The following is a 16,056-nucleotide window of genomic DNA, read 5'->3' as shown; positions in this document are numbered from 1 at the left end:
ACATGCAATGTCAACTCGATGAAACCTGTCGTAAAATGCATGCCTTGGATCAACCGTATCTATCACGGATTGCACGAGTCTTTCACATGACAAAATGGACACTGGGATACCGTTATCCCATCGCCCTGACTATCAGCCTGGCACCGGCCCTGACATCCATGATGGTTCAGGCTGCCCCTTTTGAGACGCCGCCAGCCACAGGGATCCTCGACAGCCTCTGTTACGACTATGTCCCCAAGGTCGAAAAACCAGCCTCTGCCGAGGAGGCCAATGCGCTGCCGGTCGAGGTGGATGCTGACCGCCTCGAAGCCAAGCAGGGCGGCACCGCCGTCTATGAAGGGGATGTCAAGGTTCGTCAGGGGGTTCGCAAGTTTGACTCCGACTATGCCCAGCTCGACCAGAAGAGCCGGGATGTCATCGCCATCGGCAACATCTATTACAACGACGGTCAGGTGACCGTCACCAGCGACAAGACCCTCAAATCCAACCTGGATACCAAGAACTCCGAACTGGAAGAGGGCAAATATCAGGTTCATGGCTCACCGGTGCGCGGCTTTGCCAAGCGGGTCACCATGACCAACAACAACCAGAACATCACCATGGAGGGGGCCCAGTACACCACCTGCCCCCCGGGTCAGGAGGTGTGGACCCTCAAAGCGGGCAGCATCGACATCGACCAGAAAGAGGTGTTCGGCGAGGCGTGGAACGCCAGCCTCTGGCTCTATGACTATCCTGTTTTTTACTTTCCCTATATCAACTTCCCCATCAAGGATGAGCGGAAGACGGGCTTGCTCTACCCCGGCTATACCCAGAGCTCCAGCAACGGCATGGATATCACCCAGCCATTCTACTGGAACATAGCCCCCAACTACGATGCCACCATCACCTCCCGTTTTATGGACAAACGCGGCCTGATGGAGCAGGTGGAGTTCCGCTATATGCCGGACCCCGCCCACGCAGGCATCCTCTACTTTGAAAACCTGGCGGACGACAAGCAGTACGATGCCGGCAACCCCAGCTTCATCAACACGTCGACCGGCACCCCTTACCTGTCTGATGGCCACCGCTATCTGATGAACGTGCGTCACGGCTCAAGCCTGATGGATGGTTCCTTGCGCTTTGGTGTCGATTACACCCAGGTGCGCGACAAGGATTACAACTACTTCAACGACTTCAGTCCTCAGGTGGGCACCCAGGTCGACAGCCAGTTGCAGCAATCCTTTACTGCCGGTTACTACCAGCAGAACTGGAACCTCACTTCCGAGGTGCGCCGCTATCAGATCCTGAGCCCTTACGCGCTACTGCCCCACGAGATGCTGCCGCGTATCGACTACAACTACTACCAGCAGGGCAAGTGGTTCGATCTGGCCTGGAACAGCGAACTGACCAAATTTGGTTATGACAGCGGCAGTGCCAGTGCCCAGCAGTCCGGTGAGCGTTACACCGCCACCCGTCTGCACTTGGCTCCGACCCTGACCGTACCTCTCATCGATGCCCCTGGCTACTACCTCACCAGCCAGTACAAGCTGATGTTTACCTCCTACAACCAGGAGGTACCCAAGGATCTGGTCTACACGGATCGCTCGCGTTTTACCGACTCCAGCACTGGCCAGCTCACCCTTAAGGATGGCACTGTCAACCGTACCCTCCCCTCCTTCCGCCTCAAGGGTGGGCTCAACTTCGATCGCCCGGTTGACTGGTATGATGGCAAGGGTACCCAGACGCTGGAGCCGGAGTTCCAGTATCTCTATGTCCCCTATCGGGATCAGGACGACATCGGGATCTACGACTCCACCACCACCCGTCAGGATTACTACAGCCTGTTCAGTGATCGCCGCTACGCCGGTCTCGACCGCATCAGCGACGCCAACCGCGTCACTGCCGGTCTCACCAGCCGGATCTACGACAACGTAGGTGACGAGCGGCTGCGTTTGGCAGTAGCCCAGGCCTTCGAGATTACGCCGCCCAAGGTTCGCCTCTATCCTTCGGATCCCGAGAGCACCAACTCTCGCTCCCTGCTCTCCTTTGAGGGGGATGCCCGGGTCACGGAGCAGTGGTTTGCTCACGCTGGCACTCAATACGACACCGAGAAAAGTCAGTTCAGTGCGGCAAATGGCGCGGTGGAATACCGCAACGAGAAGTTCATCAGCCAGGTCAACTACCGCTTTATCAAGGATGGCAATAAGAGCTACTACAACAGTGCGGTGGCCGAAGACTTGAGCCAGGCAGGTTTGGTGATGATGGCGCCGATCGCCGATCAGTGGCAGATGTATGGTGGCTACTACCGTGACATCCAGCAAAACGTCAATATTGACCGCAAAATAGGCGTCAAATATGACTCCTGCTGCTGGAGCATCAACCTGAGTCTGGAGTGGCACAACCAGCCAGACAACATCACTCTGAAGCCCACCTCCGAGAAATCGATCGGTCTTCAATTCGAGATGAAGGGGCTTGGCAGTGTCGGTACCGGTGGCCGCAGCGTCACGCTGGATACCGAGCTGTTGCCCTATGTTCGCCCGTTTAATCTGAAAGACCAGCAATGATGCTGGTCCAGCCTTGAGAGATGGATATGAAAAAGACCCTGATTGCCCTGCTGACCGCGGGTATGTTTGGCGCCATGAGTCAGGCGGCACTGGCGGCCCCCGAGCTGATGGACAAGGTACTGGCCGTGGTCAACAAGGACGTGGTGCTTGCCAGTCAACAGGATGCACTGGTCAACAAGGTAAAGCTCTCCGCCCAAGAGAGCGGCCAGTCCCTGCCCGATGACGCCACCCTGCGCAAGCAGGCACTGGATCGCCTGATCCAGGAGAGTCTGCAGCTGCAACTGGCTGATCGCCAGGGCCTCAAGATCAGCGATACCCAGCTGGAGCAAGCTATCCAGGGGATCGCTGCCGACAACAAGATGACCATGGATCAGCTGCGTGCCCAGCTCGCCCGTGAAGGGATGAGCTATGCCCAGTATCGGGAGGAGGTGCGCCGCGAGATCCTGATGAACGAGGTACGCCGCAATCAGGTACGCCGTCGCATCAACATCTCCGATCAGGAGGTGAAGCAGGTGGTCGAGATCCTGAAAAAACAGGGTCAGCAACAGAACGAATACCACGTCGGCCATATCCAGATCTCCCTGCCGGATAACCCCACCGCAGCCCAGCTGGATGCCGCCAAGAGCAAGATCGAGCGTATCCTGGCTGCCCTCAAGCAGGGTGCCGACTTCCGCAAACTGGCCATTGCCGAAAGTAACGGCCCCAAGGCGCTGGAAGGTGGTGACTGGGGCTGGATGAGCCCGCAAGAGATGCCGACCCTGATGGCGGAAGCGGTACAGGGCGCCAAGAAGGGCGACATCGTCGGCCCGCTGCGCTCTGGTGCCGGTCTGCACATCATCAAGGTGTTCGACACCAAGGGCCAGCAGCAGGTGATGCTGACCGAGGTGAAGGCTCGCCACATTCTGATCAAGCCCTCCATCATCCTGAGCGAAGAGAAGGCCAAGGGGATGCTGGACGGCATCCTGCACGACATCAAGAGCGGCAAGGCAAGCTTCGCCAGCATGGCTGAGAAGTACTCCGAAGATCCGGGCTCTGCAGTACAGGGCGGCGAACTGGGCTGGTCTGATCCCAACGTCTATGTGCCCGAGTTCCGCGACATGGTCAACCGCCTGCAGCCGGGCCAAATCAGTGCCCCGTTCCGTACCAGCCATGGCTGGCACATCGTGCAGGTGGAAGATCGCCGTAGCCAGGACGCCACCGACAAGGCACAGGAGCAGCGCGCCTACCAGCTCATTTACAACCGTCGCTTCGTGGAAGAGTCCCAGGCGTGGCTGGACGAGCTGCGTGACGAGGCCTACATCCGCATCGAAGGCGCCGGTAGCTGATGAACTGCCGTCGTCTTGCCGTCACCCCGGGCGAACCGGCCGGGATTGGGCCTGATCTGGTGCTGCAGATTGCCCAGCAGGATTGGCCGCACCAGTTGGTGGTCATTGCCGATCCGGTATTGCTGCACGAGCGGGCGGCCCTGCTGGGGCTGCCCATCGAGCTTGAGCCCTATGATGCCAGTCAACCTGCTCAACCGCAGCGAGCCGGCACCCTGACGGTATGTTCTGTCTCTCTCGGTACCTCTGTGGTACCGGGCGAGCTGAACGAAGGCAACGGCGCCTATGTGCTGGCGACCCTGCAGCGCGCCTGCGATGGCAACATGAGCGGCGAATTTGCCGCCGTGGTGACCGGGCCGGTACACAAGGGGATCATCAATCAGGCCGGTGTCTCGTTTAGCGGTCATACCGAGTTCTTCGCCCAGCAGTCGGGCACCGCCGATGTGGTGATGATGCTGGCAACCGAGGGACTGCGGGTTGCGCTGGCGACCACCCATATCCCCCTTGCCTATGTGGCGATGGCGATCACGGAAGATCGCCTCGGCAAGGTGATCCGCATCCTCAATGCGGATCTCGCCACCAAGTTTGGCATCGCCAAACCCCGAATTTACGTCTGCGGCCTCAATCCCCACGCCGGGGAAGGCGGCCACCTCGGACGTGAAGAGATTGACGTGATCGAACCCGCTCTGGCCACGCTGCGCCAAGAGGGGATCGATCTGGCCGGCCCGTTGCCGGCCGACACCCTGTTCCAGGAGAAATACCTCAAGGATGCGGATGCGGTACTCGCCATGTACCACGACCAGGGGCTGCCCGTGCTCAAATACAAGGGCTTTGGCAGTTCGGTCAATATCACTCTGGGGCTTCCCTTCATCCGCACTTCGGTGGATCACGGCACCGCGCTGGATCTGGCAGGCAAGGGCCTGGCTGATTCGGGTAGCCTTGTCACCGCGATTAACCACGCCATCAAGATGGTAGAGAAAAAAAGATATGAGCAGTAAGGTGCACATGGGCCACACGGCCCGTAAGCGTTTCGGTCAGAACTTCTTGCACGATCGCTACGTGATCGACCAGATCGTGGCCGCCATCAATCCGCAGCCGGGCCAAAACCTGGTGGAGATCGGCCCGGGTCTGGCCGCGCTGACCGAGCCGGTTGCCGCCCAGATGGACAAGATGACCGTGGTCGAGCTGGACCGGGATCTGGCGGCGCGCCTGCGCGAGCACCCGACCCTGAAGGAGAAGCTCACCGTCATCGAAGCCGATGCCATGCGCTTCGACTTCAGCACCCTGATGGGTGAAGGCAAGGGGCCGCTGCGTATCTTCGGCAACCTGCCCTACAACATCTCCACCCCGCTCATCTTCCACCTGTGCGAGTTCGCCGATCGGGTCGAAGACATGCACTTCATGCTGCAAAAGGAAGTGGTATTGCGTCTGGCCGCCGGCCCCGGCAGCAAGGCTTATGGCCGTCTGAGCGTGATGACCCAGTACTACTGCCAGGTGATCCCGGTACTGGAAGTGGGCCCGGGCGCCTTCAAGCCAGCACCGAAGGTAGACTCTGCCGTGGTTCGTCTGGTGCCGCACAAGAACCCGACCATAGTCGCCAAAGACATCCGTTGTCTGAATCGCGTCTGCACTGAGGGCTTCGGCCAGCGTCGCAAGACCATCCGCAACAGCTTCTCCAACTTCATCACCGACGCCCAGCTGACCGAGCTTGGTATCGATGGCAATCTGCGCCCGGAGAACCTCTCCCTCGAGCAGTTTGTCATGATCGCCAACTGGCTGGCGGATCAGCCAAAGGCCTGATCCGGTGTCGCTCCCGCACATCGTTGTCCGCCCATACCCCTCGTATGTGGCGGATAGCAAAGACCCCTACCAGTTTCACTATCTTATCGAGATTGAGAATCTGGGGCCCGGCCCGGTGCAGCTGCTGCATCGGCGCTGGCTCATCACCGATGCCAATGGCAAGATGCAGGAAGTCTCGGGCCCCGGCGTGGTCGGGGAGCAACCCCTTATTGCCGAGGGAGAGACCTACCGCTACCAGAGCGGCGTGCCGCTGGCGACACCGCTCGGAGTGATGGAGGGGAGTTACACCCTGCAAGATGGCTCTGGCCAGCAGTTTGAGGCGCCCGTCGCCCCCTTCACGCTGGCCATCCCCAACATTATCAACTGAGGTTTCATGGCGAACTGTTTTGTCGGTGACATCCAGGGCTGTTACGACGACTTGCGCCGTCTGCTGGATCTTGCCAAGTTCGATCCCGAAAATGACGTGCTCTGGCTCTGCGGCGATCTGGTCGCCCGCGGCCCGGACTCGCTCAACACATTGCGATTCGTCAAGGATCTGGGCAACCGTGCCATTACCGTGCTCGGTAACCACGACCTGCACCTGTTGGCGGTGGCCAATGGCGTTGCACCGCTCAAGAAGAAAGACAAGCTGCAGAGCCTGATGGATGCGCCGGATCGGGACGAACTGCTGGAGTGGCTGCGCCACCGCCCGCTGCTGGCCGAACACCCCGACCTGCCCATCATGATGGTGCATGCCGGTATCTCTCCGGCGTGGGATGCCCGCACCGCCCGCAACTGCGCCCGCGAGGTAGAGAGCCTGCTGCGTGGCGATCAGTACCTGTGGCTACTGCACAACATGTATGGCGATCAGCCGGATGGCTGGAAAGATGATCTGGTCGGGATCGACCGCTACCGCTACATCATCAACACCTTCACCCGGATGCGCTTCTGCTACTTCGATGGTCGGCTCGACTTCAAATGCAAGAAGGGCCCCAAAGAGTCGACCCCGGGGCTGCGCCCCTGGTTCGAGCAGCGCGAGCATCACGTGGATGACCCCATTCTGGTGTTCGGCCACTGGGCGGCCCTGATGGGCAACACCGGCAAGAGCGATATAAAGGCGCTCGATACCGGCTGTGTCTGGGGCAACAGCCTCACTCTGTGGCGCTATGAGGATGATGCCCTCTTTGCCACCCCCTGCCCCACTCACGCCAGCTAGGGCAGTGATTGCAAAGACCTGAACCAAAAAGAGAGCCCGGCAACTTGCCGGGCTCTCTTTTTCCACAACAGCTCTGGTTACAACTTGCGCCCCAACCGTTTCTCGATCTGGCGTCGCTCCCACTCCGGGCCAAACAGTTTGAAAGGCTCGAATATCCGAATGGCATGGGACGCCAACCCCAATCCCCACCCCAATGCCGGCCACCAGGCCCAGATATACCCGGGGTTGCTCAGGTAGTTGATGGCAAACAACCCGCCAATCACCAGCAGATAGCTGGCGACATGGTGATAGAAGCCCTTGAGCCCCTCCACATACTTCATGGCGGCCCGCTCCTCAGCCGAGACCTGCAATCCATCCTGTTCCATCGTGTCACTCCCTCTCATCTCATGCTCCTGTTGCCGTGTGCCGTCCAGTTGCGCCACATCGAGCTCAAAGACGGCGGCCAGGGCCTTGAGGGATTCCAGTCCGGGTTGCTGACCCTGCTCGATCCGCTGAATGGTGCGAACGCTCAGGCCGGTAAAGGCTGCCAACTGCTCCTGTGACCAGCCCCGCTGCAATCTCAACTTCCTGACGATCATCTCGAACTCCTTGTGGTTGCTTGACGGAACCAGAATAGGGGCTGGAGGGTGGCACGCGACACGACAGCAGCCTGACACCAACCTGACTTTCCTTTTAATTCAGTACATTAGATAAAGGCTTGATATCCGGGATCCGGTTCCCCAACAGCCCCCTTGCGAAAATCTGACAGCGGGGCGACACCAGACTCTCTCTGCAAGATAGCGCCTTTGTATGCGGGGAGGCGAGCTTATAGATCCCGCATCAACCCGGCTGCGATCTCGAAAGAGCGCAAGCGAGCCTGATGATCGACGATGGGACCGTTGAACATCAGCTCATCGGCTCGGGTTTCCGCCAGCAACGCTTTGAGGCCATGGCGGATCTGCTCCGGATCGCCCACCAGAGAGCGGGCAAGGGTCTGCTCCATCGCCATCAGCTCGCGCGGCGACCATTGCTCGCCCAACTCGGCAACCGGTGCTGGCAGCTTGCCCGCATCGCCACGATGGAGGCGCAGGAACTGCTGCTGCAATGTAGTGAACTGGAAGCGCGCCTCCCGCTCGCTGTCGGCGGCGATCATGTTGATGCAGACCACCGCATGGGGCTTGGGCCAGCGAGCAGAAGGGCGATACTGGTTGCGATAGAGCTCAAGTGCTTGCAGCAACATGGCTGGCGCAAAATGGGAGGCAAAACCGAACGGCAAGCCCATCGCCGCAGCCAGTTGGGCACTGTAGAGGCTGGAGCCCAGCAGCCAGATGGGCAGATGCAGTCCCTGCCCGGGCACCGCCTGCACCGCGCCAATCTCGTCGCCAAAGTAGCTCATCAGCTCGCGGACATCGGCCGGGAACTCATCCACCTCACCACTGCGTTGGCGTCTGAGGGCCCGCATGGTGCGCTGATCGGTACCGGGGGCGCGACCAAGGCCGAGATCGATGCGGTCGGGATAGAGAGAAGCCAGGGTGCCAAACTGCTCGGCAATGACCAACGGCGAGTGGTTCGGCAGCATGATGCCACCCGCCCCGATCCGCAGGGTGCTGGTTGCCCCGGCAAGATGGCCGATCAACACAGATGTCGCTGCACTGGCAATACCCGGCATGTTGTGGTGTTCGGCCAGCCAGTAGCGATGGTAACCCCAACGCTCGGCATGTTGTGCCAGATCGCGCGAATGGTGGAACGATTCGGCAGGATGGGAACCCTCGGCAACCGGCACCAGATCGAGAAGGGAATAGGGAATGGCAGACATAAATACACTCCGTTGCATCACAATTTGCTAACAGAGGGGCACTCTACCATGAGATGTTCGAACGGAACACTTTCTGCCGTGGCAAACGCCAGATAGCAAAAGGCCACTCCATAGGGAGTGGCCTTAAGGCTATGGCAGTCTGTATCAGAACAGCAGATGAGCCATACCGGCAATTACCGGCAGGGTCACCAGAGTGCGCATCAGGAAGATAATAAAGAGCTCCCACAACTTGACCGGAATTTTGCTGCCCAGCAACAGCGCGCCCACTTCAGACATATAGATAAGCTGGGTCACCGACATGGCCGCGATGACGAAGCGGGTCATCTCGCTCTCGATGCTGGATGCCAGCACAGCCGGGATAAACATGTCGGCAAACCCGACCATGATGGTCTTGGCGGCCGCTTCGGCCTCCGGCAGTTGCAGCAGTTCGAGCAAGGGAACGAACGGCGCACCCAGCCAGTTGAAGACGGGGGTATGTTCAGCCAGCATCAGGGCACAAGTACCGATCGCCATCACCACTGGCAGCACGCCAAACACCATGTCCAGCGCGTTCTTCACCCCTTCCCGCACCACAGCGCCGAGATCGGTCATCTTCTCCGCCTTGGTCAGGGCACGCTCAAGACCATAGCTCAGCACACTGTGTTGATGCGGTACAGACTCCTGCTTGCGGCACAAGGGGGTGCCATCGATATAGACATCCCTCTTCCAGCAGAGCGGGGGCAGGCGTGGTACCACGATGGCCGCAACCACACCGGCCAAACAGACGGTCAGATAGAAGGGCACAAACATGTGCTCCAGCTTCACCTGAGAGATCACCACCAGACAGAAGGTGATGGAGACGGCAGAGAAGGTGGTACCAATGACGGCAGCTTCCCGCTGGGTATAAAACTTCCCTTCGTACTGCTTGCTGGTGAGCAGAATGCCGACGCTACCATCCCCCAGCCAGGAGGCAAAACAGTCCACGGCGGAGCGACCCGGCAGACGGAACACCGGGCGCATGATGCGGGTCATCATGGTGCCGACGAACTCCAGCAGCCCGAAATCGAGCAACAACGGCAGCAGCAGGCCGGCAAAAATGAAGACCGAGAAGAGCACTGGTAGCAGATCGTTGAGCACCAGCCCGCCGGTTGCGCCGGAGTGTAGCACTTCAGGCCCGGTCTGGAAGAAGGTCAGCAGTACGAAGATCCCGCCCAGCACCCGCACACAGGCCCAGAAGGGAGAGACGTTAAACAGGCTGTTGAGGAAAGGACGGTGCACCAGGATCGCCGGTTTGAACAACCAGGCGATGACGGTCATCAGCATGGTAGTAGTGATCACCGCGCTGACCATGGCGACCAGATAGTCGGCAAACACCCGCTGAACCAGCTTGGCCAGCACGGCTACCGGAATGGTGACATTCCCGTCATAAAGTACCGGAGTCATGAACAACAGGATCCCGATCAGCGAGGGGATCAAGAACATCAACAGATTGCGGCGGGTATTGACCGCAGGCGCTTCCAGACTCTTTTCCAACATAATCTACTGCCCTGACATAGCTAAAACTTATGCCGGATAATGCGCATATTCATGCACATCCAGCCAAACGGGGCGCAAGAATATCCCAATAGAATGGATTAAAAAAGCAATTTCAGATTAATTAACGAATAAATACCCAAATAAAACCGGCGTGAACGGGTAAACAGGCAGCTGACAGAATATTAATTCACTAAACACTCGGCCCGCCCCAAGCTAATCAGGTAGAGACAACAGAGACCAGGCGCCAGCCATAAAAAAACCGGAGCCTCTGCAGGCTCCGGTTTTTGGCAAAGAACAACGAAATCAATCGCGGACGTAGATCACTTCCACGCCATCATCATCTTCGTCATCCCAGTCATCATCATCGAGGCTCTCGTCGAAGGCCATGGAGGCGGCAAGCGCTTCCGCTTCGGCCTTGGCCAGCTGGTTCTTGTGGTAGTCATCCCACTTGAACTCCACTTTCTCGATCGCCTCTTTGGCATCCTGCTCCAGTTGACGGGGCATGGTATCCAGCAGATCCAGAATGTCGTAGCAGACCTTCTTGGTCCCTTCCTTGCTGATGGCAGTGATGGCGTAGACCGGCCCTTCATGGTTGAGGGCGGCTTTCACGCGGTCCATCACCTCCTGAGCCTCTTCTTCCAGAATCAGGTCCATCTTGTTGAACACCAGCCAGCGCGGCTTGCCAGCCAGCTCGGGGCTGTACTTCTCCAGCTCGCGCACGATGGTCACGGCATTTTCGGCCGGATCGGAACCATCAACCGGGCAGATATCCACCAGATGGATCAATACGCGGCAGCGCTCGAGGTGTTTCAGGAAGCGGATCCCGAGGCCCGCACCTTCGGCGGCCCCCTCGATCAGACCCGGGATATCGGCGATCACGAAGGAGCGTGAGTTCTCGCCACGTACTACGCCCAGGTTCGGCACCAGGGTAGTAAAGGGATAGTCAGCCACTTTCGGACGAGCGGCTGATACGGCGCGGATGAAGGTGGACTTGCCGGCATTCGGCAGACCCAGCATACCGACGTCAGCCAGCAGCAGCAGCTCCAGCTTCAGGGTACGCACTTCACCCGGAGTACCGTTGCTCTTCTGGCGCGGCGCCCGGTTGACCGAGCTCTTGAAGCGGGTATTGCCAAGACCGTGGAAGCCGCCCTTGGCGACCAGCAGCTTCTGCTCGTGGTGAGTCAGGTCACCCAGCAGCTCGCCGGTATCTTCGTCGGTCGCACGGGTACCGACCGGCACGCGCAGGATTTTGTCCTTGCCACGGCGACCGGTACAGTTGGCGCTCTGGCCATTCTCGCCACGTTCAGCGGCATGGAAGCGCTCAAAACGGTAGTCGATCAGGGTGTTGAGGTTCTCGTCGGCAACCAGATACACGTCGCCACCGTCACCACCATCGCCACCATCCGGACCACCGTTGGGAATATATTTTTCACGGCGAAAGCTTACACAACCGTTACCACCGTCACCGGCATCGACTCGAATCTGGACTTCATCAACAAACTTCATAGGTAACCGTCACCTTAATTCGAAAAACCGATACGCAATTATAGTGGTACAGACCCCTGCGGGCGATACGCATCTTGCCTCACCGAGCCATCTCTGCGCCCGGGTCATCTGCGTTCCGTTTTTTCGTCATCATTTCGGAAAAACAAAAGCCCCGCCTGTTGGCGGGGCTTCGGATCCTTGCGGTCCGTAATTACTCAGCAACGATGCTAACGTACTTACGGTTCAGCGGACCTTTAACTTCGAACTGCACCTTGCCGTTCGCGGTAGCGAACAGGGTGTGGTCCTTGCCCAGACCAACGTTCTCACCTGCGTGGAACTTGGTGCCGCGCTGACGAACGATGATGCTGCCAGCCAGAACTGTTTCGCCGCCGAAGCGCTTCACGCCCAGGCGTTTGGCTTCAGAATCGCGACCGTTGCGGGATGAACCGCCAGCTTTTTTGTGTGCCATCTATCGGACTCCTCTAATTAAGCGCTGATGCCAGTGATTTTGACTTCAGTGAACCACTGACGGTGGCCCGCTTGCTTACGGTGGTGCTTACGACGACGGAACTTGACGATAGTCACTTTCTCGCCACGGCCGTGAGCCACAACTTCAGCTACAACCTTGCCACCTTCAACGAAAGGAGCTCCTACTTTAAAAGTGTCGCCTGCAGCAACCATCAGAACTTCGTTGAAGTCGATGGTAGCGCCAGTCTCAACGTTCAGCTTTTCCAGACGAACGATTTGACCTTCGGCCACACGGTGTTGTTTTCCGCCGCTTTGGAATACCGCGTACATTTGATTAACTCCGTAAAGGCATGTCTTTTGCTCAAGGCAGACATGCACAAAAACCTATAACAATGGGCGGGCATTCTACGCAAATCGATCTGCTCAGGCAAGGCCATTTTCGCAAAAAGTTTATTTTGTGCGCATATCTGCCGCCGTGGATAAACGCTTAACTGTAACCCATTGTGAAATCGTGTAGAATCCCCAGCATTACTAAAAATCGCAGTTATTGCTGCTGTCACGTTACGAGACTTATGGACCAACAGACTATCCGTGCGCTCTGTGCCGCCGACATGACGGCGGTCAATGAACTGATCCTGGCCCGACTCCAGTCCGACGTTAGTCTGATCAATCAGCTGGGTTTCTATATTGTCAGTGCTGGCGGCAAGCGGATGCGCCCCATGCTGACTGTGATGGCTGCTCGCGCCTTGGGCTACGAAGGTGAGGATCACCTGAAACTGGCCGCCATTATTGAATTTATCCACACCTCTACCCTGCTGCATGACGACGTGGTCGATGAATCCGACCTGCGCCGTGGCCGCGAAACGGCCAACGCTCTGTTCGGCAATGCGGCAAGCGTTCTGGTGGGTGACTACCTCTACAGCCGCTCCTTCCAGATGATGGCCGAGCTCTCCAACCTGCGGGTGATGGAGATCCTCTCCGATGCCACCAACACCATCGCCGAAGGGGAAGTGTTGCAGCTGATGAACTGCAACGATCCGGATACCACCGAACAGAGCTATATGACGGTCATCTACTGCAAGACCGCCAAGCTGTTTGAAGCCGCGACCCGCCTCGCCGCAGTGCTGACTCATCAGCCCGCGCCCGTCGAGCAGGCGATGACCGATTACGGCAAGTATCTGGGCACCGCCTTCCAGATCATCGACGACGTGATGGACTACTGCTCTCAAAGCGAAGAGATGGGCAAGAATGTCGGCGACGATCTGGCCGAAGGCAAACCGACCCTACCGCTGCTGCGTGCCATGGAAGTGGGTTCGCCCGAGGAACGTCAGCTGGTACGCGATGCCATCGAGCACCGCAACGGCATGGAACACCTCGACCAGATCCTGGCCATTCTCGATCGTACCGGTGCGCTGGAATACTCCCGCATGCGGGCTCGCGAAGAGGCTGACAAGGCCATTGCCGCCCTCGCCATTCTGCCTGACTCCCAGCACAAGCTGGCTCTGGAAACACTGGCTCACATGGCCGTGCAGCGCAGCGCCTGATATCGTCACTGTTTTCATAAACAACAAGAGGCCATATGGGCCTCTTGTTGTTTATGCGTTTGCTACCAGCGGCTCACCATCCAGAGGATCACTGTGCCTGCAACAACCAGCGAACCGCCGATACGGCGCAGCTGCTCCGCCGGCTGATCGCTCAGCAGTCGCAGCATCTGCTGCCACCCTTTTGGCATCAGCAATGGCCCGAGCCCTTCAAACAACAGCAACAGGCCAATCCCTGTCAGTATGGATGTCATCATTGTGCCCTTCTCCCGTCAAAAACCACCTTATCCGATGGTTTGGCAGACAAATAAAAGGGCCTGACAATGCAGGCCCTTGGCAAGACAAACTCCGGCGATTACTGCTTGGTACCGTGAGGAGACTTGAGATAGCGGAAGAATTCGCTGTCCGGCTTGAGCACCATCAGCTCGTTGCCGCCGGTGAAGCTCTTGCGATAGGCCTCCATGCTGCGCACGAAGCTGAAAAACTCGGGGTCTTTCTTGTAGCTTTCGGCATAGATCTTGGCCGCTTCCGCATCACCTTCACCACGCAACTGACGCGCATTACTCTCGGCATCCGCCAGCATGACGGTTACCTTACGGTCGATATCGGCGCGCAGGATCTCGGCCTTCTCGCGACCCTGTGAACGATGCTCACGGGCCACCGCAGTACGCTCGGCACGCATCCGCTGATAGATGGAGTTGGAGACTTCCACCGGCAGGTTGATCTGCTTGATCCGCACATCCACCACCTTGATGCCGAGCTCGGAGGAGCGCGCCATCTTCTTCAGGGCATCTTCCATCACGGTACTGCGCTCACCGGAGACGATATCCTTGATGGTACGGTTACCGATTTCGGAGCGCAGACCGTTGTTGATCTTGCGCTTGAGCAGATCTTCTGCCTGCAGTTTGTTGCCACCACCGGTTGCCAGGTAGTACTTGGAGAAGTCCTCTATCTTCCACTTCACGTAGGAGTCGATGATCAGGTCTTTCTTCTCGGAGGTGACGAAACGGTCGGCCTGGCTGTCGATGGTCTGGATACGGGCATCCATCTTGCGAACCTGATCGATGAGCGGCACCTTGAAGTGCAGACCCGGCTCATAGAGACGGGGCTCACCGGAATCAACCCGCTTCACCTTGCCAAACTGCACCACGATCCCCTTCTGACCTTCATCAACGATAAAGACAGAGGAGAAGCAGACCATGGCAGCCACAGCGATTGCACCAATAGCTAGCTTTTTCATCTATCAGTTTCTCCCTGAGCTGAAGCGGTCACCGCTACGCAGCGGCATCGGAGTGGAGTTGGCACCCTCGTTGGGAACTGGCGCAGGCTCTGCTACCGGCACAGTCGCAGGACGAGCCTGCTGAGCAGCTGCCGGCTTGCCAGTCAGCTTGTCGAGCGGCAGATAGATCATGCTGTTGTTGCCAGCCGGCATATCAACAATGACCTTGTTGGCCTGCTGATAGAGCTCTTCCATGGTTTCCAGGTAGATACGGTTGCGAGTCAGCTCGGGCGCAGCCTGATACTGGGGCAGCAGCTCGTTGAAACGGGCCACTTCACCCTGTGCTTTCAGCACGATCTGGGACTTGTACGCTTCGGCTTCCTGCTCCAGACGCTTCACCTGACCACGGGCCTTGGGCTCGACTTCACGGGCATAGGCTTCCGCTTCGCGGATGAAACGCTGCTCATCTTCCTGAGCGGAGATGGCGTCATCGAACGCATCCTTCACCTCTTCCGGCGGACGCGCCGGCAGGAAGTTGACGTCGACAATCTGCAGACCCATCTGGTAAGGCTCGATGATGCCATCGATCACCTGCCAGGTCTCCTGACGCACTTTTTCACGACCAGTGGTCAGCACATCATCCATCTTGGTGTGGCCAACCACGTAACGCAGGGCGCTATCGGTAGCCTGACTCAGACTCTCGTCGGCATTGGTCACGCTGAACAGGTACTGCTCCGGATTGACGACACGATACTGCACGTCCATCTCGACCCGTACCACGTTCTCGTCCTGAGTCAGCATAAAGCCGGACGCAGGCAGGGAACGCACGGACTCAACGTCCACCGGGATCACCTGATCGATGAAAGTCGGCTTCCAGCGCAGGCCCGGCTCGACGATATGGGAAAACTTGCCAAAGCGCAGCACAGCGCCACGCTCGGCTTCACGAATGGTATAGAAGCCGCTCACGACCCATACCACCACGGCGACAACCAGCGCGATGGAGATACCAAAGCGGCCTACATCGCCGCCAGATTTGCCACTGCCAAACAGGCCGCCAAAGCGACGACTCATTTTGCGCAGCATCTCGTCCAGATCAGGGGGCCCCTGATTCTTGCCGTTATTCCCCCAGGGGTCACGGTCTTTGCCGTTGTTACCAGGCTCATTCCAAGCCAT

General features: G+C 58.3%; 16 protein-coding genes. 7 read left to right on the top strand and 9 right to left on the bottom strand.

Going from position 1 to position 16,056, the window contains the following annotated elements:
• The first annotated feature begins 86 nt into the window (after positions 1-86).
• From lptD to BS300_RS18220, 6 genes are read left to right on the top strand one after another with little or no spacing between them, the layout of a single operon-like run.
• Positions 87-2,543 (top strand): LPS assembly protein LptD, encoded by a 2,457-nt coding sequence (lptD, locus tag BS300_RS18245; RefSeq protein ID WP_071914464.1) that lies wholly within the window; start codon positions 87-89, stop codon positions 2,541-2,543.
• Between the two features lie 26 nt (positions 2,544-2,569).
• Entirely contained in the window at positions 2,570-3,868 is a 1,299-nt protein-coding gene (surA, locus tag BS300_RS18240) for a peptidylprolyl isomerase SurA (RefSeq protein WP_071914489.1), read from the top strand.
• Positions 3,868-4,863 (top strand): 4-hydroxythreonine-4-phosphate dehydrogenase PdxA, encoded by a 996-nt coding sequence (gene pdxA / locus BS300_RS18235; protein ID WP_071914463.1) that lies wholly within the window; start codon positions 3,868-3,870, stop codon positions 4,861-4,863. Before surA ends, pdxA begins: the two co-directional genes overlap by 1 nt.
• A complete protein-coding gene (gene rsmA, locus BS300_RS18230; protein WP_041210436.1) occupies positions 4,853-5,665 on the top strand; it encodes a 16S rRNA (adenine(1518)-N(6)/adenine(1519)-N(6))-dimethyltransferase RsmA in 813 nt (270 codons plus the stop codon). Before pdxA ends, rsmA begins: the two co-directional genes overlap by 11 nt.
• A gap of 4 nt (positions 5,666-5,669) precedes the next feature.
• Positions 5,670-6,032, top strand: coding sequence for a Co2+/Mg2+ efflux protein ApaG (gene apaG, locus BS300_RS18225; RefSeq protein WP_071914462.1), 363 nt, complete (start codon positions 5,670-5,672; stop codon positions 6,030-6,032).
• A 6-nt stretch (positions 6,033-6,038) separates the two neighbouring features.
• Positions 6,039-6,860 (top strand): symmetrical bis(5'-nucleosyl)-tetraphosphatase, encoded by an 822-nt coding sequence (locus BS300_RS18220; RefSeq protein ID WP_043851782.1) that lies wholly within the window; start codon positions 6,039-6,041, stop codon positions 6,858-6,860.
• 77 nt (positions 6,861-6,937) lie between these two features.
• Here BS300_RS18220 and BS300_RS18215 read toward each other — a convergent pair whose 3' ends face one another.
• From BS300_RS18215 to rplU, 6 genes are all read right to left on the bottom strand, one after another.
• Entirely contained in the window at positions 6,938-7,438 is a 501-nt protein-coding gene (locus tag BS300_RS18215) for a 2TM domain-containing protein (RefSeq protein WP_043851783.1), read from the bottom strand.
• Positions 7,439-7,665: 227 nt separating this feature from the next.
• The gene (locus tag BS300_RS18210; protein WP_071914461.1) at positions 7,666-8,655 is read right to left on the bottom strand and encodes a luciferase-like monooxygenase; all 990 of its coding nucleotides are present in this window, start codon (positions 8,653-8,655) and stop codon (positions 7,666-7,668) included.
• A 144-nt stretch (positions 8,656-8,799) separates the two neighbouring features.
• Complete coding sequence (locus BS300_RS18205) at positions 8,800-10,170, bottom strand: YjiH family protein (protein WP_071914460.1); 1,371 nt, start codon at positions 10,168-10,170, stop codon at positions 8,800-8,802.
• Positions 10,171-10,473: 303 nt separating this feature from the next.
• Entirely contained in the window at positions 10,474-11,676 is a 1,203-nt protein-coding gene (gene cgtA, locus BS300_RS18200) for an Obg family GTPase CgtA (protein WP_041210430.1), read from the bottom strand.
• A gap of 190 nt (positions 11,677-11,866) precedes the next feature.
• On the bottom strand, positions 11,867-12,124 hold the full coding sequence (gene rpmA / locus BS300_RS18195; protein WP_005304202.1) for a 50S ribosomal protein L27: 258 nt from the start codon (positions 12,122-12,124) through the stop codon (positions 11,867-11,869).
• A 17-nt stretch (positions 12,125-12,141) separates the two neighbouring features.
• Positions 12,142-12,453: a 50S ribosomal protein L21 gene (rplU, locus tag BS300_RS18190; protein WP_005304210.1), complete on the bottom strand. Its 312-nt coding sequence runs from the start codon at positions 12,451-12,453 to the stop codon at positions 12,142-12,144.
• A gap of 242 nt (positions 12,454-12,695) precedes the next feature.
• Between rplU and ispB the strand changes: the two genes are divergently transcribed.
• Positions 12,696-13,667 (top strand): octaprenyl diphosphate synthase, encoded by a 972-nt coding sequence (gene ispB / locus BS300_RS18185; RefSeq protein WP_071914459.1) that lies wholly within the window; start codon positions 12,696-12,698, stop codon positions 13,665-13,667.
• 62 nt (positions 13,668-13,729) lie between these two features.
• Here ispB and BS300_RS18180 read toward each other — a convergent pair whose 3' ends face one another.
• From BS300_RS18180 to hflK, 3 genes are all read right to left on the bottom strand, one after another.
• Positions 13,730-13,921, bottom strand: a complete 192-nt coding sequence (locus BS300_RS18180; RefSeq protein ID WP_071914458.1) for a DUF2065 family protein — start codon at positions 13,919-13,921, stop codon at positions 13,730-13,732.
• Positions 13,922-14,019: 98 nt separating this feature from the next.
• A complete protein-coding gene (gene hflC / locus BS300_RS18175) occupies positions 14,020-14,904 on the bottom strand; it encodes a protease modulator HflC (RefSeq protein ID WP_041210428.1) in 885 nt (294 codons plus the stop codon).
• A 3-nt stretch (positions 14,905-14,907) separates the two neighbouring features.
• On the bottom strand, positions 14,908-16,056 hold the full coding sequence (gene hflK / locus BS300_RS18170) for an FtsH protease activity modulator HflK (RefSeq protein ID WP_071914456.1): 1,149 nt from the start codon (positions 16,054-16,056) through the stop codon (positions 14,908-14,910).

This window comes from Aeromonas sp. SCS5 (assembly GCF_001887375.1).
Taxonomy (GTDB): domain Bacteria; phylum Pseudomonadota; class Gammaproteobacteria; order Enterobacterales; family Aeromonadaceae; genus Aeromonas; species Aeromonas jandaei.
Note: the sequence above shows the minus strand (reverse complement) of the source record. Positions and strands in the feature narration are given on the sequence as shown.